22 protein-coding genes are annotated in these 25,378 nt (G+C 71.7%); 10 read left to right on the top strand and 12 right to left on the bottom strand.

Annotated features, from left to right (window positions below):
• Positions 1–232: 232 nt before the first annotated feature.
• The 4 genes from ACGF5G_RS26140 to ACGF5G_RS26125 form a co-directional block, all read right to left on the bottom strand.
• Entirely contained in the window at positions 233–1,009 is a 777-nt protein-coding gene (locus ACGF5G_RS26140; RefSeq protein WP_393267251.1) for a PQQ-dependent sugar dehydrogenase, read from the bottom strand.
• 219 nt (positions 1,010–1,228) lie between these two features.
• The gene (locus ACGF5G_RS26135; protein ID WP_393267248.1) at positions 1,229–1,531 is read right to left on the bottom strand and encodes a GNAT family N-acetyltransferase; all 303 of its coding nucleotides are present in this window, start codon (positions 1,529–1,531) and stop codon (positions 1,229–1,231) included.
• A 79-nt stretch (positions 1,532–1,610) separates the two neighbouring features.
• The gene (locus ACGF5G_RS26130) at positions 1,611–3,194 is read right to left on the bottom strand and encodes a DHA2 family efflux MFS transporter permease subunit (RefSeq protein ID WP_393267245.1); all 1,584 of its coding nucleotides are present in this window, start codon (positions 3,192–3,194) and stop codon (positions 1,611–1,613) included.
• A 212-nt stretch (positions 3,195–3,406) separates the two neighbouring features.
• On the bottom strand, positions 3,407–4,984 hold the full coding sequence (locus tag ACGF5G_RS26125; RefSeq protein ID WP_393267243.1) for a helix-turn-helix domain-containing protein: 1,578 nt from the start codon (positions 4,982–4,984) through the stop codon (positions 3,407–3,409).
• 154 nt (positions 4,985–5,138) lie between these two features.
• On the opposite strand from ACGF5G_RS26125, the gene ACGF5G_RS26120 reads away from it, so the two are divergent.
• Both ACGF5G_RS26120 and ACGF5G_RS26115 read left to right on the top strand, forming a co-directional pair.
• Positions 5,139–6,401 carry an NAD(P)/FAD-dependent oxidoreductase gene (locus tag ACGF5G_RS26120; protein WP_393267240.1) on the top strand — a complete coding sequence of 421 codons (1,263 nt, stop codon included), beginning with the start codon at positions 5,139–5,141 and terminating at the stop codon, positions 6,399–6,401.
• Positions 6,402–6,689: 288 nt separating this feature from the next.
• Positions 6,690–6,848, top strand: coding sequence for a hypothetical protein (locus tag ACGF5G_RS26115; protein ID WP_393267238.1), 159 nt, complete (start codon positions 6,690–6,692; stop codon positions 6,846–6,848).
• A gap of 26 nt (positions 6,849–6,874) precedes the next feature.
• Here ACGF5G_RS26115 and ACGF5G_RS26110 read toward each other — a convergent pair whose 3' ends face one another.
• Positions 6,875–7,282: a TraR/DksA family transcriptional regulator gene (locus ACGF5G_RS26110; protein WP_393267235.1), complete on the bottom strand. Its 408-nt coding sequence runs from the start codon at positions 7,280–7,282 to the stop codon at positions 6,875–6,877.
• 575 nt (positions 7,283–7,857) lie between these two features.
• Between ACGF5G_RS26110 and ACGF5G_RS26105 the strand changes: the two genes are divergently transcribed.
• The 4 genes from ACGF5G_RS26105 to rox all read left to right on the top strand — a co-directional run bounded on the left by ACGF5G_RS26105 (position 7,858) and on the right by rox (position 13,071).
• A complete protein-coding gene (locus ACGF5G_RS26105) occupies positions 7,858–9,681 on the top strand; it encodes an AMP-dependent synthetase/ligase (protein WP_393267232.1) in 1,824 nt (607 codons plus the stop codon).
• Between the two features lie 115 nt (positions 9,682–9,796).
• Positions 9,797–10,495, top strand: a complete 699-nt coding sequence (locus ACGF5G_RS26100) for a DUF998 domain-containing protein (protein ID WP_393267230.1) — start codon at positions 9,797–9,799, stop codon at positions 10,493–10,495.
• A 9-nt stretch (positions 10,496–10,504) separates the two neighbouring features.
• Positions 10,505–11,248, top strand: coding sequence for an N-acetyltransferase (locus ACGF5G_RS26095; RefSeq protein ID WP_393267227.1), 744 nt, complete (start codon positions 10,505–10,507; stop codon positions 11,246–11,248).
• Between the two features lie 359 nt (positions 11,249–11,607).
• Positions 11,608–13,071 (top strand): rifampin monooxygenase, encoded by a 1,464-nt coding sequence (rox, locus tag ACGF5G_RS26090; protein ID WP_393267388.1) that lies wholly within the window; start codon positions 11,608–11,610, stop codon positions 13,069–13,071.
• Between the two features lie 85 nt (positions 13,072–13,156).
• Here rox and ACGF5G_RS26085 read toward each other — a convergent pair whose 3' ends face one another.
• Together ACGF5G_RS26085 and ACGF5G_RS26080 are read right to left on the bottom strand one after the other, a co-directional pair.
• Positions 13,157–13,642 carry an SRPBCC domain-containing protein gene (locus ACGF5G_RS26085; protein WP_393267225.1) on the bottom strand — a complete coding sequence of 162 codons (486 nt, stop codon included), beginning with the start codon at positions 13,640–13,642 and terminating at the stop codon, positions 13,157–13,159.
• Positions 13,643–13,645: 3 nt separating this feature from the next.
• Positions 13,646–13,987 (bottom strand): ArsR/SmtB family transcription factor, encoded by a 342-nt coding sequence (locus ACGF5G_RS26080; protein WP_393267222.1) that lies wholly within the window; start codon positions 13,985–13,987, stop codon positions 13,646–13,648.
• A gap of 286 nt (positions 13,988–14,273) precedes the next feature.
• Between ACGF5G_RS26080 and ACGF5G_RS26075 the strand changes: the two genes are divergently transcribed.
• Together ACGF5G_RS26075 and ACGF5G_RS26070 are read left to right on the top strand one after the other, a co-directional pair.
• Entirely contained in the window at positions 14,274–16,094 is a 1,821-nt protein-coding gene (locus ACGF5G_RS26075; protein ID WP_393267219.1) for a hypothetical protein, read from the top strand.
• A 120-nt stretch (positions 16,095–16,214) separates the two neighbouring features.
• The gene (locus ACGF5G_RS26070) at positions 16,215–17,315 is read left to right on the top strand and encodes an acetylxylan esterase (protein WP_393267217.1); all 1,101 of its coding nucleotides are present in this window, start codon (positions 16,215–16,217) and stop codon (positions 17,313–17,315) included.
• On the opposite strand, the gene ACGF5G_RS26065 is transcribed toward ACGF5G_RS26070, so the two are convergent.
• The 3 genes from ACGF5G_RS26065 to ACGF5G_RS26055 all read right to left on the bottom strand — a co-directional run bounded on the left by ACGF5G_RS26065 (position 17,312) and on the right by ACGF5G_RS26055 (position 20,099).
• On the bottom strand, positions 17,312–18,763 hold the full coding sequence (locus ACGF5G_RS26065) for a nitronate monooxygenase (protein WP_393267214.1): 1,452 nt from the start codon (positions 18,761–18,763) through the stop codon (positions 17,312–17,314). The two genes, ACGF5G_RS26070 and ACGF5G_RS26065, sit on opposite strands and share 4 nt — an antisense overlap.
• Complete coding sequence (locus tag ACGF5G_RS26060) at positions 18,763–19,386, bottom strand: biotin transporter BioY (RefSeq protein ID WP_393267211.1); 624 nt, start codon at positions 19,384–19,386, stop codon at positions 18,763–18,765. The genes ACGF5G_RS26065 and ACGF5G_RS26060 overlap by 1 nt, the downstream gene beginning before the upstream one ends.
• A gap of 551 nt (positions 19,387–19,937) precedes the next feature.
• Entirely contained in the window at positions 19,938–20,099 is a 162-nt protein-coding gene (locus tag ACGF5G_RS26055; protein WP_393267208.1) for a hypothetical protein, read from the bottom strand.
• A gap of 111 nt (positions 20,100–20,210) precedes the next feature.
• Between ACGF5G_RS26055 and ACGF5G_RS26050 the strand changes: the two genes are divergently transcribed.
• Positions 20,211–21,290, top strand: a complete 1,080-nt coding sequence (locus tag ACGF5G_RS26050) for a helix-turn-helix domain-containing protein (protein ID WP_393267205.1) — start codon at positions 20,211–20,213, stop codon at positions 21,288–21,290.
• 314 nt (positions 21,291–21,604) lie between these two features.
• Entirely contained in the window at positions 21,605–23,374 is a 1,770-nt protein-coding gene (locus ACGF5G_RS26045) for a DJ-1/PfpI family protein (RefSeq protein WP_393267202.1), read from the top strand.
• 108 nt (positions 23,375–23,482) lie between these two features.
• Here the strand turns inward: ACGF5G_RS26045 and ACGF5G_RS26040 are convergent, their stop codons facing one another.
• Positions 23,483–24,109, bottom strand: a complete 627-nt coding sequence (locus ACGF5G_RS26040) for a response regulator (protein ID WP_393267198.1) — start codon at positions 24,107–24,109, stop codon at positions 23,483–23,485.
• Entirely contained in the window at positions 24,106–25,128 is a 1,023-nt protein-coding gene (locus ACGF5G_RS26035; protein WP_393267195.1) for a sensor histidine kinase, read from the bottom strand. Before ACGF5G_RS26035 ends, ACGF5G_RS26040 begins: the two co-directional genes overlap by 4 nt.
• Between the last annotated feature and the right edge of the window lie 250 nt (positions 25,129–25,378).

Here is a 25,378-nt window from a genome sequence, read left to right as displayed (position 1 = left end):
CCGAGGGTTGGGCTTTCCCCCGGAGGATGTGGACACCCCTACCTGAAATGGGCCTCGGCGCCGCCCTGCCCCTCACACTGCGCCGCCCTCATCGCCGCCACCGCACCCCAGATCGCCGCCAACGTCGCGCAGGGCGGCGACGTAGAGCGTCCTGCCCACGATCACCACGCCGCTGGCGACGCCTCGGCGGGCGTCCACGTCACGATCGGGTCGCGGAAGCCCGGGTCGTCGGTCACTCCCTCCACCACCGGCCAGCCGTAGTTGCCGCCCGGCACGATGCGGTTGACCTCGTCGAAGCGGCTCGAACGAACTCGGTCGCGTAGAGCCGACCCCGCCAGTCCCAGGCCAGGCCCTGCACGTTGCGGTGGCCGAGGCTGTAGACCAGGGACCCGGCGGTCGGATTGCTCCACGGCACGCTGCCGTCCGGCCGCATCCGCAGGTTCTTCCCGTTGCGGTGCGACGGGTCCTGGGCGGTGGCCGGCGGTCCGGCGTCGCCGACGCCCGCGTAGAGCATCCCGTCCGGGCCGAACGCGATGCGCCCGCCGTTGTGCGCGCCGGACCGGGCGAGCCCGGTGCGGATCGGCTGCTGGACCTGCGGCGCGGTAAGGCGGAAGCGGATGATCCGGTTGTCCGAGCTGGAGGTGAGGTACGCGTACACGTGGCCGTCGGTGCGGTACCAGGGCGAGACTGTCAACCCGAGCAGTCCGGCCTCGCCCGTCGCGACGACCCCCGAGATCTGCGCGACCTGCTGCGGGGCCGACCCACGACGTACCCGCAGGACCCGCCCGCTGTTCCGCTCGGTGACGAGCGCGCTGCCGTCGGGCAGGAAGTCCAGCCCCCACGGCGCTTCGAGGCCGGTGGCGACGGTCTCCGGTCGGGTGAAGTCGAATCCGCGCCAGCCGAATCCGCGCTCGCCGGTGGGCTCGTGAGCGGTCGCCGTGGCGGGCGGCCCGGCGACGCTGACGCAGACGGCGAGGGCGATACCGGCGACAACGCTGCGTCTTCTCATGGCGTACCCCGGGTCCTCGACACACGCCAGTTGATGCCGGCGTCGCCCGCCAGGGACAGGCGAGCGCGACACCACTCTCCTCGTCCCGCCGTCTCGGGACCGTCACCGCGACGCCCGCCACGGAGACGCCGCATGTGCGGCCGTCAGGCGACGCACCGGGACGGACCCCAGCCCGCGGCGCGTGGTCTCGCTCGGCTGCCGGCGAGGTGACCCGGCCGGCTACTTCATCTTGCGCGTCGACCGGGCCACGATGGCGTCGTACTCGGGGTGCTTCTCCAGCCATCCGCTGAGGAACGGGCAGATGGGCACCACTGTCCGGCCTCGGGCGCGAGCGTCGTCCATCACCGCTCGGGCCAGGGTCGATGCCACTCCCCGGCCCTCGAACTCCGCGTCGACCTCGGTGTGGGTGTAGGCGACGATGGTGCCGGTCAGCTGATAGGTGACCACACCGGCCAGCGCTCCGGTCTCGTCCCGCGCCTCGAAACGCTCCCGCTCCGGCGCGTCTGTAACGGTGAACTGCACCAAGCCATCCAATCACGGAGCCTTCCACGGACCGGGCGGGGCCGCCGGGGTGTGCCCGACGGCCCCGCCCGGCCGCGGGTCAGTGGAGCATGACGGGAACCTTCTCCTGCTCTGCCTGCTGGTCGTCGAGCAGGTGCGACGGCTTGCGCCGACGGGGCAGGAACGCGGCCGGAATGAACGTGGCCAGCACCAGCGCGAAGCCGATCCAGAACGTGTTCGCGAACGCACCGGCGGCGAAGTCGAGGCCACGGTCGATGAGCGACGGGTCGACCGGGAACTGCTGGGTCAGCTCCGGCTGCTGCTGGACGGCGGTGGCGAGGCCGGCTTCGGTCACCGGCTCGCCACTCGGGTCGGTCACGCCGGGGATCGGCCGCGAGCCGTTCAGCTCGTTGGTGAGGATCACCGACATCACCGCGGCGCCGACGGATCCGCCGATCTGCTGGAGGATGTTGACCAGCGTGGAACCGCGGGCGACCTCGTGGGCGCTGAGGGTCTTCAGCGCCGAGGTCATGATCGGCATCATGGTGCCGCCCATGCCGAGGCCCATGACGAACAGCGACCCGCAGAGCAGCCAGTACGACGTGTCCGCGTCGAGCTGGGTGAAGGTGAAGAACCCGGCGGCGATGAGCACCAGCGCGAACGGCACGGTGCGACCGACGGGCACCCGGTCGGCCAGCATCCCGGCGATCGGCATCGTCATCATCGCGCCGATGCCCTGCGGCGCTATCAGCAGGCCGGCGGCCAGCGTCGACTCGCCGCGGACCAGCAGGAAGTAGCTCGGGAACAGGATGCCGGCGCCCATGAACGCGATGATGAACACGAACATGGTCACCGACGCGATGGTCAGGTTGCGGTTGGCGAACAGCCGCAGGTCGAGCAGGGGGTGCCGGGGCTTGAAGGAGTAGAGGACGAACGCGACGACGAGCGCTCCGCCGACCAGCATGGGTGCCCACACCTCGGTGTCGGCGAAGGTGCCGGCCTCGGGCAGCGTGGAGACGCCGTAGAGGAACAGGGCGAGGCCTGGCGAGAGCATCAGCATGCCGACGAAGTCGAACGACTCGGACGGCTCGGGGGCGTCCTTCGGCAGCGCCAGCGCGGCGTAGACGAGCGCGATGGCGCCGATCGGCAGGTTGATCAGGAAGATCCAGTGCCAGCTCGCCGTGTCGATCAACCAGCCGCCGAGGATCGGGCCTCCGATAGGGCCGAGCAGCATCGGGATGCCGAGGACGGCCATCAGCCGGCCGATCCGGTGGGGCCCGGCTGCCCGGGTCATGATCGTCATGCCGATCGGCATGAGCATGCCGCCGCCGAGGCCCTGCAGCACGCGGTAGCCGATCAGCTGCCCGATCGTGTCGGCGGTGGCGCACAGCACGGACCCGATCGTGAACAGGGCCAGCGCGACCATGTAGAGGCGTTTGGTGCCGAACCGGTCGGCGGCCCAGCCGCTGAGCGGGATCACGGTGGCCAGCGCGAGCGTGTAGGCGGTCATCGTCCAGGCGACCTGGGCGTAGGTCGCGTCGAACTCGCGCTGGAAGGTCGGCAGGGCGACGCTGACGACCGTCACGTCGAGGATCGACATGATCGCGCCGAGGACGACGACCCCTGCCACCTTGAGGACCGCGCCGTCGAGTTTGTCTGAGGTCGCGATGGATTGCTGTGTCACAAAGTCTCCTGAATCCCCGTTGGGGCCAGCGGGAGCTGGCCAGGCGCCGATCCGGTACGGCCGGCGCGCGCTGTCACGTGCGCAGCGATGTCCGCGGGCAGACTAACGACCGGCAGTGACATTCGGCTTCCGGATTTCCGGCTGTCGAGGCCGACGTCACTCCGCACAAGTCGCGCCGAAAGGCCCACTCCAGAACGTTGAATGCGTTCCCGCTATGCCGTCGGGCGGGGCGCGCCCGGCGCGGGACCCAGCGCCGCGAGTTGGATCTGCAACGCCAACCGCGTACGCGGCGACTCGAGATCGACGGCGACGACCTCGGCGAGGCGGCGCATGCGGTACCGGAGCGTGTTGGGGTGCACGTGCAACTGCCGGGCGGCCCGCTTCGGGTCGCCCTGCTGCTCCAGCCAGGCCGCGATGGTGGCGACGTAGTCGGTGCCGTGCTGCCGGTCATGGGCGACGAGGTCGGGCAGCGGGCCGCCGACCAGCAGGTCGGCGCTCGGCACGGCGCGGACCACGCGGTGCACGACCACCTCCGCCCACTGGTCCTCGAACCGCAGCACCGGTCCCCGCTGCCGGGCCGGGCCGTGCAGCGCGAGCAGCTCCGCCGCCTCGGCCCGGGAGCGCGGCAGGTCCGTCAGGTTCCTGGCGACGCCGCCGGACGCGGCGTACAGCCCCGGGTCGTGCACGGCGATGTCGCGGATCAGCCGCTCCATCCAGCGCCGGGACCCGGGCGACTCGCCGCCGTCGACCAGGACGGCGAACAGGACGTCGCCGACGTCCGCGATCAGCGGTTGGCGCCACCCGTGGCGACGGGTGATCGACTCCCACATGGCCAGGTTGTCCACCATCTCCCCCGTCCCGCCGTGCGCGCCGAGCCCGACGACCCGCCACGGGCCCTCGGGAAGCGCCAACTCCTCCCGGCCCAACCGACCGGGCGCCCGCAGGGCGGCGCGCAGCCGGTCGGCCGACACCCGGCGGGCGACGTCGGCCTGCACCCGCAGGCGGAGCAGGTGCAGCGCCAGCACGGACGCCGCGCCCTGGAGATCGCGTAGCCGCGCGGCGGGGACCGGGCCCTCGACGACGGCCCAGATCGAGCCGAGCAGCTCGCCCCCGGCCCGGATCGGGATGATGAGCCGGGGCAGCGTCCCGTCGGGCCCCTGCGGCACGAAGATCAGCTCGCTGCCCGTCGCCAGCTTGCGGAAGACGCCACGGGACCGGAAGTGCGCGACCACGTTGCCGGGGGCGCGCCGCCCGACGATCGTCGAGACGCGCGCCGGGTCGGCGCGGTCCTGACGTGACGAGTACGCCAGCACCCGGGACTGGGCGTCCTCGATCGTCACGGGCGCGTCGACCACGGCGGCGGCCGCGTCGGCGAGGGCGAACAGCTCGTCGTACACCCCGGTCTCCCCGGTGTCGGCCGGGCCGGGCGCGACGGCCCGGTCGATCACCCCGCGCAGCAGCCAGACGAGCTGGGCCCACGAACCGTGGCTCTGCAGCTCGACCAGGGTCAGCCGCCGCTCGGCGGCGGCCGCCGTCACGGCGGGGTGCCCGGCCAGCGGAGGCTTGAGCACGAGTCCGGCCGCCCCCGCCTCGGCGTAGCGCGCGACGACGGCGAGCGCCTGGTCCGGTGTGCCGATGCCCGCACCGAGCACGAGGTCGCCGCTCTGGCCGCTCGTGGCGTCGTCGACCTCGGCGAGGGTCACGTCGCGGACCTCGGCCTCGTCGGCGGATACGACGACCTTGAGCAACGCGGCGCCGACCGCGTCCACCACGCCAGCCACGGTGATCACCACCAGATTGTGCCTCGTCCTTGTTCGCCCCGGCCAATCGTCGGAACAAGCCTTGGCCTGCCGGAACAATGACGTACCGGCGGGTCGGGGACAGGATGGGCGCGATCCCGGTCGCCCTGAAGGAGAGACCGGTTGCCCTGAAGGAGAGAAACCGATGCCCCCCATCGAGTCCGCCCCCGCCCCCCAACACGTCGCCGTCGTCGGCGCGGGGATGGTCGGGCTGGCCACCGCCTGGTTCCTGCAGGAACGGGGCGTCCAGGTCACCGTGCTCGACCGTACGGGCGTGGCGGCGGGCGCGTCGTGGGGCAACGCGGGCTGGCTCACGCCCGGCATCACCACTCCCCTGCCGGAGCCGGCGGTGCTGCGCTACGGGCTGCGGGCCGTGCTGAGCCCGTCGTCGCCGGTCTACGTGCCGCCGCGCGCCGACGCCCGGCTCCTGCGGTTCCTGACCGGCTTCGCCCGGCACAGCACCCCGTCGAAGTGGCGCACCGCGATGCGGGCCTTCATTCCGATGAACCGGCGCGCGTTGGAGTCGTTCGACGCGCTGGCGGCCGGCGGGGTCGGGGCGATGACGCACGAGGCGAAGTCGTTCATGGCCGCGTACCGGACCGAGGCCGAGCGGTCGGTCCTGCTGGACGAGCTGGCGCACATCCACTCCGCCGGCCAGGCGATCGAGTTCGACGTTTTGACCGGGGCCGAGGCGCGCGAGGTGGAGCCGTCGCTGTCGGACAACGTCGGCGCCGCCATCCGCCTGCACGACCAGCGGTACATCAACCCCGGGCAGTACGTGCACGCGCTCGCCGACTCCGTCCGCGCCCGCGGCGCGTCGATCGTCGCCGGCGCCGATGTCACCGACATCCGCGACGAGGGCACCGGCGTCCGGGTGATCACCACCGCCGGCACGGACGAGCGCTACGACGCGGTGGTGCTGGCGACCGGCACCTGGCTCGGTGAGCTGGGTCGGCGCTTTGGCGTCCGGACCGTCGTGCAGGCCGGCCGCGGGTACAGCTTCAGCGTCGCGATCGAGCACATGCCGGCCGGTCCGGTCTACTTCCCCGCGCAGCGCGTCGCCTGCACGCCCCTGGGGGACCGGCTGCGCGTCGCCGGGATGATGGAGTTCCGCAGCGCCGAGGCGCCGCTCGACCGTCGCCGCATCTCCGCCATCGCCGAGGCCGCACGACCGCTGCTGCGGGGCGCCGACCTCGACGCCCGCGCCGACGAGTGGGTGGGCGCGCGACCCTGCACCCCCGACGGCCTGCCCCTGATCGGCCGGACCCGCTCGCCGCGCGTCTTCGCCGCCGGCGGCCACGGCATGTGGGGCATCACCCTCGGCCCGCTCACCGGCGAACTGCTCGCCGAGCAGATCACCGGCGGTGGGCAGCCCGTGGAGCTGCGCCCCTTCGACCCGCTGCGCTGACCGGCGCCGCCCCGGGCCGGCCGGCTCGGCCCGACTCACCCCGGCAGAACGTCGACGGCCCGCCGACCAGGAACCACGGTCGGCGGGCCGCGCCGCTTTCCGGTCAGCCTCGCGGTCGTGAGCTTCAGCGCCTACGCCCGCCAGGTCCGCGATCCGGCCCCTGCCGCACCGGCGCCGGGTGTCGGCGCTGTGGTCCTGCGTGCAGCTGTACCGGCCGATCGGCTTGCACGCCACGCTCAGCTTCCTCGGGACTCCCGCGTCAGCGCATGCCTGGCGGCGGGAGGACCCTTGACGCCGGCTCAGCGGCAGCTCCCGGACACCGCCGTCGACACGCTCGACGAGCGCATCCGCCCCGAGGTGTGGCGCGACGACCCGGCGGCCTACTTCCGCGCGCGGGACCTGCCGCAGGTCGCCCGGTTCATGGAGATCGCGGTGGAGGCCGCGTAGGTCCCCGCGCCGTCTGATCGCGTGGTCTACCGGCCGTGGAGCCGGCGCCAGGACGGCGCTCCGGCCTTCGGCCACTTGTCTTCGACAGGTACGCCGGCGGGGGCGGCGCTGTGTGTGCCGTGGGCGGCCTGCTGGTGGGATTCGGGCTGGCAGGTGGTGCAGTACCGGGCGGACGGCAGGTGCGCCAACTGCTCGATGGGGATGTCGCCGCGGCACCCTTCGCAGGTGCCGTAGTGGCCCTGTTCCAGATAGTGCAGTGCCCGGGCGATGTCGCCCAGGGCCCGCCGGGTGGCGGCGGTCAACGCGGAGGCGGCCTCGACGTCGGCGCGCATCCGGCGGGCCTGCCGGTCCAGCAGCGCCAGCTGGGTGCTGTGCCGCTCGTACTGCTCCTCCAGGACGATCCGCAGTACGCCCAACTCGTCCTGCCTGCTCACGACGTACACGATCGGGGTTCCTTCCTGCTCGGGACGAAAAGAAAGGGCGGAGCGCTGATGCGCTCCGCCCGCCGGTGCCGGACCTGTGGATGTCGGCCGGGTGGCGGCGGGCGGCGCTGGCCGGGCGCCCGCCGGGTCGGCGGCGCGACGATCGGCGCGACCGTGCCCCGGCGGACGCGGGCGACCACCGCCACGACGAGGTGACGCAGGGTCGGGTCGGCGACGAGGCGGGCCCGCGCGTTCGTCGACGGCGCCGCTGCCGCGGGGACCGGGCGCGGGTGTGCAGCAGCGGCCCGCAGCCCCGACGAGCGGGGCTGCCGGGACAGGCCGCAGCGGATCACGGCGTCACCATAGACCGGCTGCCCGCGTATCGGCCACCACCTGCGGCGGCGGCCACAAGACCCGGCCGCGGGGACCTTCGGCGGGCGGGGTGGCGGGCCGCCCTCAGCCGCCGGGACGCTCGGCTATCACGCCGCGGAACCAGGAGGCCCGGTTTCGCCGTTCGCGCGACCGGACGCCGGTACACGCCTCATCATCGAACTCTCAGCGACCTGACTGAGGGTAGGTGGGCGAGCGTGCGGGAGATGGCGGTTGCGCCGGTCGTCACCGACGTCGAGCGCGGCCTGGCCGAGGTGGTGTGGCACAACGCCGAACGCGATCCGGACCAGACGCAGTTCGTACGACCGGACCCCGACCCCCGGTCCTGGCCGGCTCGCCGGTCCGGGCGGGGCGCGACGACCGTGACCTGCCGACAGTTCCGCGACGACGTGCAGGCGGTCGCCCGAGGTCTGGTGGCCACGGGTGTCCAGCCGGGCGACCGGGTGGCGCTGATGAGCCGCACCCGGTACGAGTGGACCCTGGTGGACTACGCGCTGTGGTCCGTCGGCGCGGTGACGGTTCCCGTGTACGACACGTCGAGCGCGGACCAGTTGGCCTGGATCCTCTCCGATTCCGGCGCGGTCGCCTGCGTGGTGGAGACGGCCGGGCACGCCGCGATGCTGGACGGTCTGCGCGACTCCCTGCCGGCGTTGGCGCACGCGTGGCAGATCGACGCGGGCGACCTGATCAGACTGGCCGGGGCCGGCCGCGCCGTCGACGTCGGGCAGGTGGAGGCCCGCCGCCGGCGCGTGTCGGCCGGCGACATCGCCACGATCGTGTACACCAGCGGCACGACCGGACGGCCGAAGGGTTGCGTCCTCACGCACGGCAACATCGCCCTGGACGTCGGCAACGCGACCGCGATCCTGCCGGAGGTGTTCCATCCCGCCGCGTCGACGGTGCTGTTCCTGCCCCTGGCCCACGCCTTCGCCCGGATGATCCAGGTCGGCGTCGTACGCACGCGCGCCACCATGGTGCACAGCGCGGACATCGGCGGCGTGCTGGACCAGCTCCGCCGGTACCGTCCGACGTTCGTCCTGGCCGTGCCGCGGGTGTTCGAGAAGATCTACGACCGGGCGAGACGGAAGGCGGCCGACGAGCACCGGGGCTGGCTGTTCGCGGTCGCCGACCGGGTGGCGGTGCGGTACAGCCGCGCGCTGGACACCCGTGGCGGACCGGGGACCGTGCTGCGGCTGGCGCATCTGGTGTGCGACGTGCTGGCCTATCGCAAGCTGCGGGCGGCGCTGGGTGGACGCTGCCGGGTGGCGATCGTCGGCGGGGCACCGCTGGCGCAACGGCTCGCGCACTTCCTCCGCGGCGCCGGCCTCACGGTGCTCGAGGGGTACGGGTTGACCGAGACCTCGCCCGCCCTGACGGCCAACACGCCGGCGGCGATGCGGATCGGCACGGTGGGTCGTCCGCTGCCCGGAGTCGAGATCGCGATCGCCGAGGACGGGGAGATCCTGGCCCGGGGAGGGGTGGTCTTCCCCGGGTACTGGAACAACGCGGAGGCCACCCGCGAGACGTTCACCGACGGTTGGCTGCGTACCGGCGACCTCGGGGCCCTCGACGAGGACGGCTACGTGCGGGTGACCGGGCGGAAGAAGGACATCATCGTCACGGCGTCCGGAAAGAACATCGCCCCCGCCCCGTTCGAGGATCAGGTCCGCGCGGATCCGCTGGTCAGCCAGTGCGTGGTGATCGGCGACGGACGGCCCTACCTCGTCGCGCTGGTCACGATCGACCCGCAGGCGTGGCCGGGGTGGCGGGCCGCGCACGGTCGCGCGGACGCCTCGGTGTCGGACCTGCGGGATTCCCCGGCGCTGCGGGAGGCGGTCCAGCACGCGGTCGACCGGGCCAACCGCGCGGTGTCCCGGGCCGAGCAGATCAAGAAGTTCCGCATCCTTCCCCGCGACCTCACCGAGGCCGACGGTGAACTCACCCCCACGTTGAAGGTGCGGCGAGCGGTGGTGCAGGAGCGCTACGCCGCCGACATCGACGCGCTCTACCGCGACCACTGACGCCCTGCCGGGGACAGGTCGATTGACACGGAGCGTCGTAGGGATTCCACTGCTTGCAACAGCACTGCCGGCCCGGCTCCCCCGGCCGACACCGTTGCAGCAGTAGGGAGGCGTCATGTCCTCGCCCGTCAGGCCGCCGCAGGACGCCGTGACCCTCCGCCGTCTCCGCCTCGGGATCGGCACGGTCGGCATCGCGTTGCCGATCGTGCTGACGGTCGGCAACGCGCTGCTCACCGGCAGGTTCGCCCTGCTCGACTCGATCAGCGCCTTCTACCACACCGACATGCGAGACGTCTTCGTCGGCGGAATGTGCGCCATCGGCGTCTTCCTCGTCTGCTACCGATACCGGAAGGTGGACGACGTCCTCAGCTCGATCGCCGGCGTGCTGGCGATCGCGGTGGCGGTGTTCCCCGCCGCGACGGGTGCACCGAGGGGAACGCTCACGCCCACCGACGTCACGATCGGGCGGCTGCACCAGGTCTCGGCCGCTGCCCTGTTCGTGCTGCTGGCCGTTTTCTGCATCTTCCTGTTCCCCCAGACCGGCCCGACGGTCCCCGCGACAGGGCGGACGCGGGCCCGCAACGGCATCTACTACGCCTGCGGCGGCATCATCATCGGCGCCATCGCGCTCGCTGTGGCGAGCAACGCGCTGCCCTTTTCCGTCCGCGACACGCTCAAGCCGCTGTTCTGGTGCGAGGCAGTGGCGGTGCTCGCCTTCGGTGCCGCGTGGCTCGTCAAGGGCGAAGCGATGTTCCGCGACTCGCAACCGCCCCCTGCCGAATCCGAGGTGCGCCGCACGGTCCCGACCCTCTAGGGTTCCGCCGTGGCTGTGAAGATCGTGTCCCTGGCGGACCGCCCGGACCTGGCACCGCTGCTCGACGACGACTTCGACGGGGCGTGGCCGCCGTTCATGCTCTGGGATCCGATGGGTGCCGTGTACTACGGCGTCGCGCACGACCTGTATCCCGAGTTCGTGTTCGTCGCCGTCGACTCCGCCGAGCCCGGACGCGCCGTCGCCCGGGCGTACGCCGTGCCGCTGCGCTGGACGGAGGCGGAGCTGCCCGACGGCGGCTGGGACCGGGTGATCCAGCGTGCCACCATCAACCGCCTCACCGGCGCCACCCCGAACCTCGTCTCGGCCCTGGAGGTCTGCATCCGGCCGGACCGGCGGGGCGCCGGCCTGTCGGCCCTGATGCTCGCCGCCATGCGGGAGGCCGTGGCGAAGCGGGGCTACGACACGCTGGTCGCGCCGGTCCGCCCGAGCGGCAAGCACGCCGAGCCCGACCTGCCGATGACGGAGTACGCGGCGCGGGTCCGCGAGGACGGCCTGCCGGTCGACCCGTGGCTGCGGGTGCACGTCCGGGCCGGTGGACGCATCGAACGCGTCGCTCCCCGGTCGATGACGATCACCGGGACGCTCGCCGACTGGCGCCGCTGGACGGGCCTGCCGTTCGACACCAGCGGACCCGTCCACGTGCCGGGAGCCCTCGTGCCCGTGCACTGCGACGTGGCGCACGACCACGCTGTCTACGTCGAGCCCAACGTCTGGGTCCGGCACCGCCTGTAGGTGGTCACCGCGGCGGTCTGCGCCGTGATGGCCGGTCATCGCTCCTACTCCGCGATCGCCGAATGGGTCGCTGACGTGCCCGCCGAGACCGTGCGGCCTGAGCCGGATGCGCTCGCCGGAGCACGACTGTGTGACGTTCGAACTGGTGCTCGTTTGCCATCGTGCTCGGCGAGCCAGCCGTCGAACCGTGGGCTGGGCTGCGCGCTGGCGGAAACCACAAAGGCGGAAACTACAAAGGCAAGGAGGAGAACTCCTTGCCACTATTAACATATACCGCACCCCCGGGCTTGTGGCAAGACCCCGGTCGTGGCGCACAATCGTCGGCCGAGCGCAAGAATCGGCACACCATGGGGGAATGCATGTTCGATGTGATCATCGCTGGCGGCGGCCCGACCGGCATGATGCTGGCGAGCGAATTGCGTCTGCAGGGCGTCAGCGTACTCGTGGTGGAGAAGGAGGCCGAGCTGCCGCCGTTCGTGCGGTCGCTCGGGCTGCACGCGCGCAGTATCGAGGTGATGGATCAGCGGGGGCTGTTGGAGCGGTTCCTTGAAAACGGCAAGCAGTACCCGATCCGTCCCGGCGAACCCCGGGGATTCTTCGCGGGCATCGAGAAGCCGGCTCCCACCGGGCTGGACACCGCCCACGGATACGTGCTCGGCCTTCCGCAGACGGTCACCGACCGGCTGCTCGCCGAGCACGCGGCCGAAGTCGGAGCCGAGATCCGGCGCGGCTGTGCGGTGGTCGGGCTGGAGCAGGACGACGACGGCGTGACCGTCCACCTTGGGAATGGAACTGCAACGCCGTTGCGGGCGCGGTTTGTCGTCGGTTGCGACGGTGGGCGCAGCACGGTTCGAAAACTGCTCGGGGTCGGATTCCCCGGCGAGCCGTCGGAAATCGACACGCTGCTGGGCGAGATGGAGGTGACGGCGTCCCCGGACGACATCACCGCAGTGATGACCGAGGTGCGCAAGACCGAGAAGCGGTTCGGGATCGGGCCGTCGGGCAAGCCGGGGGTGTTCCGGGCGGTCGTGCCGGCGGAGGGCGTGGCCGAAGACCGCTCGGTGCCGCCGACGCTCGAGGAGTTCAAGCAACAGTTGCGCAGGTACGCGGGCACCGACTTCGGCGCGCACTCCCCCCGCTGGCTGTCGCGCTTCGGCGACGCGACCCGCCAGGCCGAACGCTACCGGGTCGGACGGGTGTTTCTGGCTGGGGACGCCGCGCACGTCCACCCGCCGATGGGCGGGCAGGGGCTCAATCTCGGGATCCAGGACTCGTTCAACCTGGGTTGGAAGCTGGCGGCGGCCATCAACGGCTGGGCGCCGGACGACCTGCTGGACAGCTACGAGTCCGAGCGGCATCCGGTGGCCGCCGACGTGCTGAACAACACCCGTGTACAGATGCACCTGACGACCAACGAGCCCGGACCGCAGGCGGTTCGGCGGTTGTTGGCGCAGCTGATGGACTTCGACGACGTCAACCGGTTCCTGATCGAGAAGATCACGGCGATCAGCGTCCGGTACGACTTCGGTGAGGGCCATGCCCTGCTCGGGCGGCGGCTGCGCGACGTCCAGCTCAAGCGTGGGCGCCTGTTCGAGCTGATGCGCACCGGCAGCGGGCTGCTGCTCGACCAGACGGGGCGGCTTTCGGTGGACGGCTGGGCCGACCGGGTCGACCACGTCGCCGACACCAGCGAGGAGTTGGACGTACCGGCGGTACTGCTCCGGCCGGACGGGCACGTCGCGTGGGTGGGCGAGGACCAGCAGACGCTCGAGGTCGCGCTGGCCAAGTGGTTCGGCGCCACAGGAACTCCTGCGGCCGGGTGAGGGACGCTTCCGCCGGGGCCCTGGGCGTCACCCACCGACCCGTCGTTGTGGGACCGGGGCCGTGGTGGCCCCGGTCCCACAACGATCAGGAGGCGACCAGGTCGTCAATCTGGTTGATCGACGATGTGGCGCCCTCCACGACGCCCATGTCCAGCACCTGCTGAAGCGCCTCGGCGGAGGCGTACCTGCTCACGTAGGTCGCGCGGGTGCCGCCGTTGTGCTCGGTGAAGGTGTAGGCGTTCTTGGAGACCGGCAGTTCCGGCCTCGGGTTGAAGTCCAGGTCGGCGAAGCCGTCGTCGAAGGAGAAGCCCCTCGGCTCGTCGACGGTGGCGACCAGCCAGTATCCGGCGTGCTTGTCGCCCTCCGGGCCGGTCATGTAGTAGGTCACGCGACCGCCAGGCGTGAGGTCGTGGTCGACCACCGTCGCCGGGTAGGTCGGCGGTCCCCACACCTTCTCCAGTTGGCGAGGGTCGGCGTAGACCTGCCAGATCCGCTCTACCGGCGCGGCGAAGTCCGCGGTGATGGTCAGGGTCAGGTTGTCAAGGTCGTGCTGGACGTCGGTCACGGGCATGGTTCAGTCCTCCTGATCGGGGTCGGATGCGATGAGTACGTCGATGCGTGCGATGCGGCCACGCCAAACCTGTTCGAGCTCGGTGAGCATGGAGGCCACCGACCGCACCGCTTCCACGTCACCGCTGGCCAACTGCTCGCGACCACTGCGTCGCTTGGTCAGCAGACCAGCCTTCTCCAGCACGGCGACGTGTTTCTGTACCGCGGCGAAGCTCATGTCGTACTTCGCCGCGAGTGCGGAGACGGAGTGCTCCCCGGTCAGCACGCGGCGCAGGATGTCGCGCCGGGTGCGGTCAGCGAGCGCGTGGAACAAGGCGTCCGCCCGGTCGTCGCTCTCCTCGGTCACGGACCGAATATACAACCGATCGGTTGCACGTTGTCAAGGCGTGACCCACCAGGCTGCCGCCCGACGACCCGAACGGGGATCCTTGACGGCCCCCGACAGCGTGATTAAGGTCCGGGCCGTATTGACTTAGACGAACGGAGCCCCCATGCCCCTCAGCCGTCGTTCGCTCCTCGCGGGTAGTGCCCTTACTGGTGCCGCACTGGCAGTTGGCCACGGGGCGGTGACCGGCCCGGCCATGGCTCAGGGCGACCAGGAGCTCACTCCCACGAGTTTCGGTCCTGCCTCTTTGACCGCCGCCGTCCGGGGTGCCGCCGTCATCGGCGACAGCGTCTTCATCACCTCCCGGTTCAACACGCCCGAGGGGAAGATGCGGCTGGGCGAGTTCGACGTCAACACCGGCGAGATGCGCAGCATCGACGACCTCACCATCCCCAGCAACGGCGGGCAGAAGCTCGCCGCCGACGGCCGGTACGTCTACATCGGCCCCGCCGGCAGCGCGTACGTCTACCGGTTCGACCCGCAGACCAAGGAGCTGGCGGCCTGGGCCCGCGCCGGAGGCAGCACCACCTGGTACTACGACATGGTCGTGCACGGCGAGCACCTCTACATCGGCACGTACCCGGACTGCACCGTCAAGCGGATCCGCCTCGCCGACGCGACCATCGAGACGTACGGCCGCATCTCCACCTCCCAGTACGCGGCGGCCGTGGCGGTCGACGACGAGTACGTCTACGGCGGGTCGGCCGCGCCCGGCACGCTGCTGGCCTGGCCGAAGGCCGGCGGCGCGCCCACCAACCTGACCCCGCACCTGAGCGCCTCCCCGGTCGGCATCCTCGACATGACGGTCTCCGACGGCGTCATCTACGTCGCCAGCGGCCGGCAGCTGATCTCCTTCGACCGCGACGGCTCCAACCGGGTCTCCCGGGACATCCCCGCCGAGGACCGCTACGTAGACCAGGTCACCGTCGGCAGCGACGGCAAGGTGTACGCGCTGACCCGACTCACCACCAACCTGTACGAGGTCACCGCCGACGGGCTCGTCAAGGTCGGCCAGCCCCTCGCCGACGTGGAGAACACGCTCCTCGCCCCGCTGCCCGGCGGCGCCCTGCTCGGCGTCAGCGGGCTGGGGCACGTCTGGAAGGCGACGCCGGGCGGCACGGCCAGCGTGTGGCAGACCGCCACCCGCGGCTTCGGATACCCGGAGACCATCCAGTCGATGATGCGGCACACCCGGGGCACGATCTGGGTCGGCGGCCACTACGCGATGACCGTGCACCGCACCGAGGCCGGCACCAACGACCGGTTCGACATCAACGGCGAGGTCAAGACGATGGCCGAGGGCAAGGCCGGCGTCGTCTACGCGGGCCTCTACCCCAGCACGCAGATCGTGGCGGTCGACCCGGACAACTACGAGATCAGCGTGCTCGGCCTGCTCGGCAACGAGCAGCTGCGCACCAAGCGAATCGTCGTGGACCAGCCGCGAAACCAGCTCATCGTGGCGTCCAGCCCGCAGACCACCAAGCACACCGGCGCGCTGACCTTCGTCGACCTGGCCACCAACACCTTCGACGCGCACCGCGAGTTCCTGCCCGAACAGAGCGTCATGGACGTGGTGGTGCAGGGCACCACCGCCTACATCGCCGGCGACACCTACGGCGAGGGCACCACCGGCCCGATCCGCAAGGTCGCGCAGGTCGCTGCCGTCGACATCGTCACCCGTACGCTGCTGTGGCGTGAGGAGATCAAGCCGGACTGGCAGTCGTACGAGAGCCTGCACGTCGTGGGCAACCTGCTCTACGCCATGGGCCGGCGCCCGCGCGGCGCCTGGTTCGCCTACGACCTGCACACCCGCACCATCGTGATGGAGGGCGACCTCGGCGGGTACGGCCAGTTCAACGGGGTCGACGGCCGGGTGTTCTCCTGGGTGCACTGGACCAACGACATCTGCGAGCTGCCGACCGTCCCGGGCGGCGCGGTGACCACGCTGTACGACAACGTGCCGCGCGGCTGGTACAACAACCCCGGGTTCCACTTCACCCCGGACGGCAAGTCGACCTGGGGCATGCACGGCATGGACCTGGCCCGCTTCCCGCTGCCCAAGAAGTAGTCCGAACCGGGCACGTAGACCGACCCGCCGCCGGACGCGACCCGGTAGGCGGTGCGATGGACGGGCCCGCCGGATCACGGCGGGCCCATCCACCAGAGGTTGCGATCTGGACGGAGACCTGTGCGGCACGAACGCCAGAACATCGAACCGGCGCCACCGCACGTACCGGACGGCGCCCGGCACACCGACGCCCGCCAACGTGCCGCCGTTCGGCTCGAGCACGACTTCCCCTTCGACCCGAGCTACGGTCACCGCCTCGACCAGTTGCTCCGCATCCCGGCGCCAGCCGCACCCGCCGACTTCGACGAGTTCTGGCGCGCTCGATACGACGCCGCGCGGCAGGTCGCGACGGAGCCCGCCATCGGCCCCCTGGAAGAGGAACGCGACGGCGTACAAATCTTCGGAGTCACCTACTCGTCCGTGGGCGGCGTCCGCATCGGCGGGTGGCTCGTGCTGCCTGCCGAGTCGGCGGGGCCGACCGCGACCGTCAGCGGCGTCGAGCACGGGTTCGTCATCGGCCACGGGTATGGCGGACGCCAGGAGCCAGGCCCCTCGGTACCACTGCCGTTGCCTCGGTCGGCGGCGATCCTTCCCTGCGTACGGGGCATGGGCGCGCGCAGCCTGCTGCCGGACATACCCGACCACGCCGACGGGCACGTGCTGCACGGCATCGACTCCCGTGACCGGTACGTCATCGGAGACTGCGTCGCCGACCTGTGGTGCGCCGCGTCGGCGCTGCTGCAACTGGTGCCGAGTCTGGACCTGCCCGCTGGCCCGCGCCTGGGCTATCTCGGCGAGAGCTTCGGCGGCGGCATCGGTGCCCTGGCCCTCCCCTGGGACGACCGCTTCGCCGCAGCCCGGTTGACCGTACCCACGTTCGGCAACCACCCGCTGCGGCTCACCCTCCCCTGTGTGGGCAGCGGTGAGTCCGTCCGCGCACACCACCGTGAACACCCCGGAGTGACGCAGGTCCTGCGATACTTCGACGCCGCCACGGCCGCGACGAGGCTGCGCATCCCGACACTGGTCGCGCCCGCCCTCTTCGACCCCGCGGTGCCGCCGCCGGGCCAGTTCGCCGTGCACAACGGCCTGGCCGGGCCGCGCGAGCTACACGTGCTGACCGCTGGGCACTTCCCGCACGCCGACAGCCAGACCGAGTACGAGGGACTCGTCGCGGCGAGCCAGCGCTTCTGCGGACAGCACCTCGGCGACAGGCCTTAGCTTGGGATCTGGTTACCCGGTGCCGTCGGACCGAGCAGATACGCGATGACGTCGGCGGCGGTGTAGTCGTCACCTCGGCGAGTCAGGTGCGGGAGGAAGGCCAGGTCTTGCCCGAGCGTCACCAGCGGTGGCTCGACGTAGCCGTCCGGCCGCCGCTGACCGAGCCCTACGGTGGCGACCAGCCCGTTGCACAGACACCGGCTGCCTACCGTGTCGTCGACCGACCCGCCCTTGCGTACGTACTCGTCGACCGGTTCCGCGGGGCAGCGGTATCCGACCCTGCCGTCCGGGCGGCGGTACGGCGTACGCAGGTATCCCAGATCGCAGTGGCGTGGCCGGTCGGCGTAGACCTGCTCGTCGGCTGCGGTGCCGGGCAGGTGAACCAGCTTGAACGGGAATCCCGTCGGGGAGGCCGTGGCGTGGTTGCGTACGACGAGCGCGTTGCGGGCCGCGTCCCGCAGCATCCGTCCCCGGATGGCCGGGTCGAGGCCCGATTCGCGGCACAGCGCGAACGCGGTCCCTACCTGCACCCCCGCGGCGCCCGCGGCCCGGGCGGCGCTCAGCCGCTCCGGGCCGGTCTGCCCGCCGGCCAGCCAGAACGGCAGACCCAGGTTGGCCACCTTCGCCACGTCCAGGCGGTCCCGCGGCCCATACACGGGCTCGCCGTCGACACTGAGGGTCAGCGGGCCGCGGGGCCGGACGCTGTGCCCGCCGGCGGCCGGGTTCTCCAGCACGAAGCCGTCCGGACGGGTCCTCTCATCGCGGGCCAGGTAGGCGGCCAGCGTGGCGGACGACACGATGGCCAGCAGCCGCGGCCGGCGCAGCGGTTGGGGCGCCTCGCCGAACAGGTCCCGCGGGTCGAAGGCGAGCTGGTGCTGCTCGCCGGGCGCGGCGGCGTCCACCGCGACCGACAGCCGCGCCGGGACGCCGGCGGCCAGGGCGTCGAGCAGGCGCGGTATCTCGGTGGGCAACCCGGCGCCCATCAGCACATAGTCGACGCCGGCCAGCATGGCGCCGTACACCGCCGCCGGCGTGGCCAGCTGGATCTTCTCCAGGTAGTTCACCCCGACCGGGCCGTCGTGGCCTTCCTTCGCCAGGAAGACCTCGACAAAGTTGGCGACCACCGCCAGTTCCTGCCCGTGGTGCCCGGGCCGCAGCCGCAGCCGCGGCACCGGCCGGAACGGCTCGTCTTCGGGCCGCCCACCGGGCACGAAGTACCGGTCCAGCAACCGTTGCGCCACGGCCGGGACCGGGAAATGGCCGAGAGCCCGACGGATGTGACCGCCGTCGTCGCCGCGCTGCAGGCGCCGGGCCAGCAGGGCGTCGAGGGCGACGCCAGAGACCACACCGAGCTGCCCGGTGGCCGCCACCGCCCGCGCCAGCCGCCAACCGGAGATGCCGACCCCCATGCCGCCCTGGATGACGGCCGGAGCCGTCTCGCCGGCCATCAACGGTCCCGCCGGTTGGTGCCGCGTGTGAGCAACTGTTGCCGTAGCCGCCAGGCCCCGGGCAGCAGGCCGGCCGCCAGCACCGCCTTGAGCACGTCCCCGATCAGGTAGGGAACAAATCCCAAGGCAAGCGCTCTGGGCAGGCCCACACCCGTCGCGACGGCCAGCCACGGCACGCCGACCAGGTAGATCAGCGTGTTGCCGGCCGCCATCATGCCGATGGTGCGCCACGGCCGTCGGTCCGCGCCAGCCAGGGCGAGCCGGCCGACGAGCGCGGCGGCGAGCACGAAGCCCAGCAGGTAGCCGAGAGTGGCGGTGCCGAACCCGGACGCGCCGCCGGCGAACCACGGTAGGCCGAATCCGCCGGCTGCGACGTACAGCAGCATGCTGACCGCCCCGCGGGTCGGTCCCAGCGCCGCCCCGGCGAGCAGAACGGCGAAGGTCTGCCCGGTGATCGGCACCGGTGACCCCGGCACCGGGAGCGCGATCTGTGCCGCGGCCCCCGTCATGACGGTAGCGCCGACGACCAGGACCACGTCACGCGGAACGGATCGGCCCCACAGATCCGCCAGCACTCCCGGGTTGCGGCGGTACACCGCCGCACCTGCCACGCCTTCGGCCATCCTCGTCCCTCCTGCCGCCGCGTCCAGCTCGCGCGGGCGCCGTTTTTCCAGCCCGCTCGTCCTGTCACGACCGGGACGCGCCGCCGCGCGGCGACCAGACCGGCAGCGACGGACGCGCTGTGCGAATCCTGCGGCGCATCAACTCGATACGGCAGGGCCGTAGGTCCCGCCCTCGGTTGCCGTCGCCCTCAGCTCGCCGAGCGCCACGACCGCCTCCGGCCCGCCTCGCTGACCGCTTCGCCACTGTCGGCGAGCGGGTCGGATCGGGCTCGATGCGAGGTCAAGCGGCCTGCTGAGGCGCTTCTCGGGCCGGTTCGGTGGCATGGTTGCTGGGTGCTCCACGCGTGCCCCACCGCCCGGCTCAACTGGTCAGGTGACGCGTCCCGGCAAGCAACCGGTTGACCGAACGCCATCCCGTACGTGGACAGGGCCGCCCGAATCCGGGAGATTCCTTCCGTACGCTCGGCCAGCTCGGCGGGCTGAGCATCACGTCCGAGCAGTGTCGCGGTCTCGACCCGAAGAATCGCGGCAATGTCCCGATCGGAACCGAATCACCGGTCACGACGCCACCGCCGATCCGGCACAGCCCGAGTCGTTTCCTCGACCGGTATGCGCTCAGCCTCGGCCTGCTCCAGAATCCGCTTCTTGGCCGCCTCCTGCTCCGCTGCCTGGGTCCGCTCGCCAATCCCGTCGCCTGCGGTGTTGTCGCTCATCCCTGCCTCCGCAGTGCTTCCGCTCCTGCCTCATGTGGGATCTACTCTGGTGACCGCGCGACTACGCTCGGAAGCACCTCGATGCTTTCAGGACCTTTCACAGGGGATCTGATGGATGACCTCGGTGCGCAATTGAGGCAGGCTCGGATTGAGGCAGGCGTGACCCTGGCCTCCATCGCGACCCGTACCTGCTATTCGGCCTCGCACCTCAGCAACGTCGAAGCGGGACGCCGGACCGCGACGCCAGACATCGTGCTCGCATACGCGCGAGCGTTGGGAGAAGCGGACGTGAGACGCAGAGACCTCCTCGCCGCCGCCACCATCGGCCCGATCGCCGCCAACGAGTTGATCCGCAACGGCTTCACCGCCGCATTAGCCGGCCACCGCGACAGCGCCGACCGCTGGCGCGACCGCGTCGACCAGTACGGCCGCGACTACATGGAGATCGGCGCGGACTCCCTGCAAACACGGCTCGCGAGCGACCTCGTCGTCATGCAACAGCAACTCGACAGCCCGACCATGTGGGCCACCGCTGCCCGCGCCCTGACCACCTACGGCAAGACGACCAAGGACCCGACCGAGGCGATCGGCTGGTACCACACCGCCCGAGTCGCCGCCGACCGCTCCGACGACCTCGCCGTCCGTGTCTGGGTACGCGGCCGAGCCGCCATCGCCCTGGCCTACGAGGGCGCCGCACTCCCCGTCGCACAGCGCTACGCGGACGAAGCCATCGCCTTGTCCGACCGCCCGTCACTCGGCCGGCTCCAAGCACTGATGGCCCGCGCACACGTCGCCGCCGGACGAGGCGACACCGCCGCAGCCATCGCCGCCGACGAAGACGCCCAACGGGTCTTCGACCACACCGCCTCACCCGACGGCGAAATCTCCGACGCCGCCGTACCCGCCTGGCGCATGGCGACCTTCCGATCCATGCTCTACGCCCGCCTCGGGCTGATCCAACCCGGCGAACAGGCCCAGACCGACGCCGACCGCCTCCGGCCCACCTCGCTGACCCGCTTCGCCACCCACATCGAACTCCACCGCGCCCTCATGATGGCCAAAGCCGGCGACGGACCCGGCGGACTGGCACACGCCCGACGCGCATGGGCAGCACTACCGACCAACCGCCGCTCGCAAACCCTCGGCCTCGTTCTCCGCGAAGTCGAGAAGGCCGCCCGACAGCGACACTGAACCACCAGAACACGACCCCTCGTTGTAAGTTCTGGGCGCATCGTCCGGCGGGATCCATCCGAGTCTGCGACCCCGGGCGACTGTCCGCGCCCGACGACGCTGCTGCCCACCGCGCCATGCATCGGCCCCGTCCAGCATGCCGAGGCCAGCCAGCAGCGCGTAGGGGGATCGCCCCGGGTCGCCGCCGCCACGCGTACGGCGACGACAGCGTGTCCATCGGTCGACTGACAGCCGCCGTCGGTCTCGCGGCCGTCCCGGCCGACACCTCCATCCCGCGACGATCGACCTGTAACCGCAGGCCGATCGGAGACGTGATGAAACCGACCCTGAGATTCCTCCGGCACCTCGTTGAGATGGTCGTCGCGATGACGGCCGGGATGCTCCTGCTCAGTCCCGTATGGAACGCCGCGTGGCCCGGTCTGCACGGGCGACCGGCCGCACACGCGCTCGTGATGGCCACCAACATGTCGGTCGGAATGGCGGCATGGATGCGCGTGCGGCGGCATGGCTGGCGCGCCATCACGGAGATGTGCGGCGCGATGTACGCGCCCTTCCTGCTGCTGCTGTTCCCCTACGCGGCGGGCATGCTCGATGGCGGGGCACTGATGTCGCTCGGCCACCTGTTGATGCTGCCGGCGATGACGCTCGTGATGCTGCGCCGCCGGTCCGAGTACACCCACGCGCACCCGCTTCCCACCCGGCTCATCCGGGTCGGTGTGCTCGTGGTGGCAGCTGTGCTGCCGCCGCTGCTGGTCGGTGCCGTGGTCGCGCGGTCCAACGCGAGCAGCGTCTACGCGCCGGCCTCGGCCCGCTCCGATCTCAGACCCGCTCCGTCTCCGTCCCACGACCCCGCCAAGCCGACCGCGGCCGTCGTCGTGGGTACCAGGGGCGCCAACGTGGCCGACGCCCTCGCGCCGTACGAGGTTCTCGCCGCGACCGGCGCCTTCAACGTCTACACGGTCGCACCGGCACGAAGCCCCGTACCGTTGACGGGCGGGTTGGACCTGCTGCCCGACCTCAGCTTCGCCGACCTCGACGCACGGCTGGACGGCCGCCCCGCCGACGTGGTCGTGGTGCCCGCGATGCCCGACGCGTCGGAGCCCGCCGTGCTCGCCTGGCTGCGCGGTCAGGCCGGCCGAGGCGCGGTGACACTGAGCGTCTGCTACGGCGCGAGGGTAGCCGCGGCGGCCGGAATCCTCGACGGGCACGAAGCCACCTCGCACTGGTTCCACCTCGGCGGGCTGAAAAGGTCCCATTCGTCGGTGTCCTGGCGGAACGGCGTCCGGTACGTCGATGACGGCGCCGTCGTAAGTACGGCCGGCGTGCTGTCCGGCGTGGACGGAACGCTGCGGGTGGTCGAACGGTTCCTGGGCACCGACAGGGCCCGTGCCGCCGCGACGGCCGTCGGCTGGACGCACTACGTCCCCGGTTCTCCGGCGCCGCTGCCCGTGCAGCGGTTCGGTCCCGGCGACGCGGTGGCGGGGCTCAATCTGGCCTTCCGCTGGGACGTGCCCCGGGTCGGCGTACTGCTGACCGACGGGGTCGGCGAGGTGGAGTTGGCGTCCGTGTTCGGCTCCTACACCGAGGCCACGTATGCCGCCCGCACGGTCGCGGTCGGCCTCACCCACTCGCCCGTCCGCTCGCGTCACGGGCTGACCTTCGTACCGCGGGAGAGCGTGGTCGACCGGCCCGCACTCGACCGCCTGCTGGTCCCCGGCGTCAACGCGGCCGCCCACTCCGGCGGCGACGTGCTGGCCGCGGCGGCCGCGACCGGCCTGACCCCGGAATATCCGCACCGTGACGGCGGCTTCGCGTTCGGCGCCGTCCTACGCGACGTGGCCGCCACCACCGATGTTCCGACCGCCGCCTGGCGCGCGAAGTTGCTCGAGTACCCGGCCGGGGAGCTGGATCTGGCTGGCCCCTCCTGGCCGTGGGCGACGACTGTGCGCCCGCTCGTACTGGCCCTGGTTGGCCTCGTGCTCGGCCTGGTCGCGTTGCGCGTCGCCCGGCCGTGGGCGGACCGTCGACGCCGAGAACGGCACGTCCGTCCGTCGACCTCGAGTGAACCGTCCCTGACGGCCTGACGCCTTCCCTCGTCGCGGTGCGGCGCTCTCGGGCGTCGCACCGCGACGACCTGACCCTCGGAGGACCAGCGACTCGCGGCGGTGGCCTGGAAGGGGGCGAGACAAAGCCTACGGGCTGGCCAGGAAACCCCGCGCCATCGCGGTCGTGACCGCCGCGGTTCGGTCGGCCACGTCGAGCTTGCTGAACACCCGGTACATGTGGGTCTTGACGGTCGCCTCGGAGATGAACAGGGCCCGGCCGATCTCCGCGTTCGTCAGACCCTGGCTGACCAGGCGCAACACCTCGATCTCACGCGCCGACAGGCCCGGGCCCGCCGGGGTGCGGACCTGCTGCACGAGCCTCGACGCCACCGAAGGCGCGAGGACGGTCTCGCCACGGGCGGCCGCCCGGATCGCCGCCGCCAACTCGGCGCGGGACGCGTCCTTGAGCAGATAGCCGGCCGCGCCCGCCGAGACGGCGCGGACGATGTCCGTGTCGGACTCGTACGTCGTCAGAACCACCACCCTCGCGCCGCCCGGGCCCGCGAGGATCCGCTCGGTCGCACCGACCCCGTCGAGCCCTGGCATGCGCAGATCCATCAGCACGATGTCGGGCGTCGCCTCAGCCGCGAGCGCGACGCCCTCTTCACCCGACGCCGCCTCGCCGACCACGGCGAGGTCGTCCTCAGCCTCGATCATTCCGCGCAGACCGTCCCGGACCACCGGATGGTCGTCTACGAGCAGGATGGTGATCACGCCGGCACCTCCAGCTGGATCCGCGTGCCCTCCGGTCCGACATGGATGTCGAGCGCACCGTTGACCTGATCGGCGCGGGCGCGAATGCCCGCGAGCCCGAAGCCGCCGGACGGCCCGCCGGGGTCGAAGCCCCGGCCGTCGTCGGTGACGACAAGGCAGACGGCCCTCTCGGCGTACGACAGCAGGAGCGTAACTCGCGACGCCTCAGCGTGTCGGCGGACGTTGGTGAGCAACTCCTGGGCCGCCCGCACCAGCACGACCTCGACGGCGGTCGGCAACGGTCGCACGGCGCCCTCGGTGTCGTGCTCCGCTTCGATCCCGGTCTCCTCGCGGAGGCGGACGACGAGCCCACGGAGCGCCTGTTCGAGAGTACCGGCACCGAGCGCGGGCGGCGTCAGGGTAGCGACCATCGCCCGCGACTCGGCCAGGTTCTCGCGGGCTGTGCGGACGGCGAGATCCAGTCGGCGACGTACCGCAGCGGGGTTCTTGTCCAGATCCGTGTCCGCGGCCTGAAGCAGCGTGATGATGCTCGTGAAGCCCTGGGCGAGCGTGTCGTGGATCTCGCCGGCGAGCCGGGTGCGCTCCGCGGTCACACCGGCCTCGCGGGACAGGCGGGCGACCTCGGCGCGGCTGTCACGCAACTGCTCGATGAGCTCGGCGCGCTCGCGGCTACGCCGGACAACCGCGTGGATCCACAGGCCGAGACCACCGGAGAGCAGCGCGCCGCCGACCGCCATCGGGATGAAGTGGATCCGCACGTGGGAGGTGACACCCTCGTTCTGGATCACGACGACCGCCGGCATGGCGTTGACGACGACGCACAGCACGATCGCCGGGTAGGGCGGCAGCAGCAGGAACATCAGCGGGCAGAGCAGGAAGAGGACAAAGCTGCTCGGCGTCGCGCCCAGTAGTGCCACCTCGAACGCGGCGAGCAGCGCAGCCAGGTAGGCGACCAGGCGCCAGCCCGTGCTCGCGGCGATGAGCCGGCGCCCGAACGTCAGGTGCAGCACGGCGATCACGGCGACGGCGCCCTCGGCCTGCAGCCGGCCGGCACCGGGCGCGTCGGCGACCGCGACGACGACGAGGGTGAGCAACAGGACCCCCGCGAAGTACGCGTCCCAGAGCCGACCGAGGCGCCCGCCGGCGCCTTGCAGGCTGGGTCGGGCGTTGACGACGCCGCGCACTACCATGGCCTCCATCATCGCCGGCCGTCAAGGCCCACGGGACCGCCACTCGCCCGACGTCGGCTGTCCGTCGATCGGCCTACCC

The sequence above is a fragment of the Micromonospora sp. NPDC047730 genome, assembly GCF_043204765.1.
Lineage (GTDB): Bacteria > Actinomycetota > Actinomycetes > Mycobacteriales > Micromonosporaceae > Micromonospora.
The sequence above is the reverse complement of the archived record's forward strand: the minus strand, read 5'-3'. Positions and strand labels throughout refer to the sequence as shown.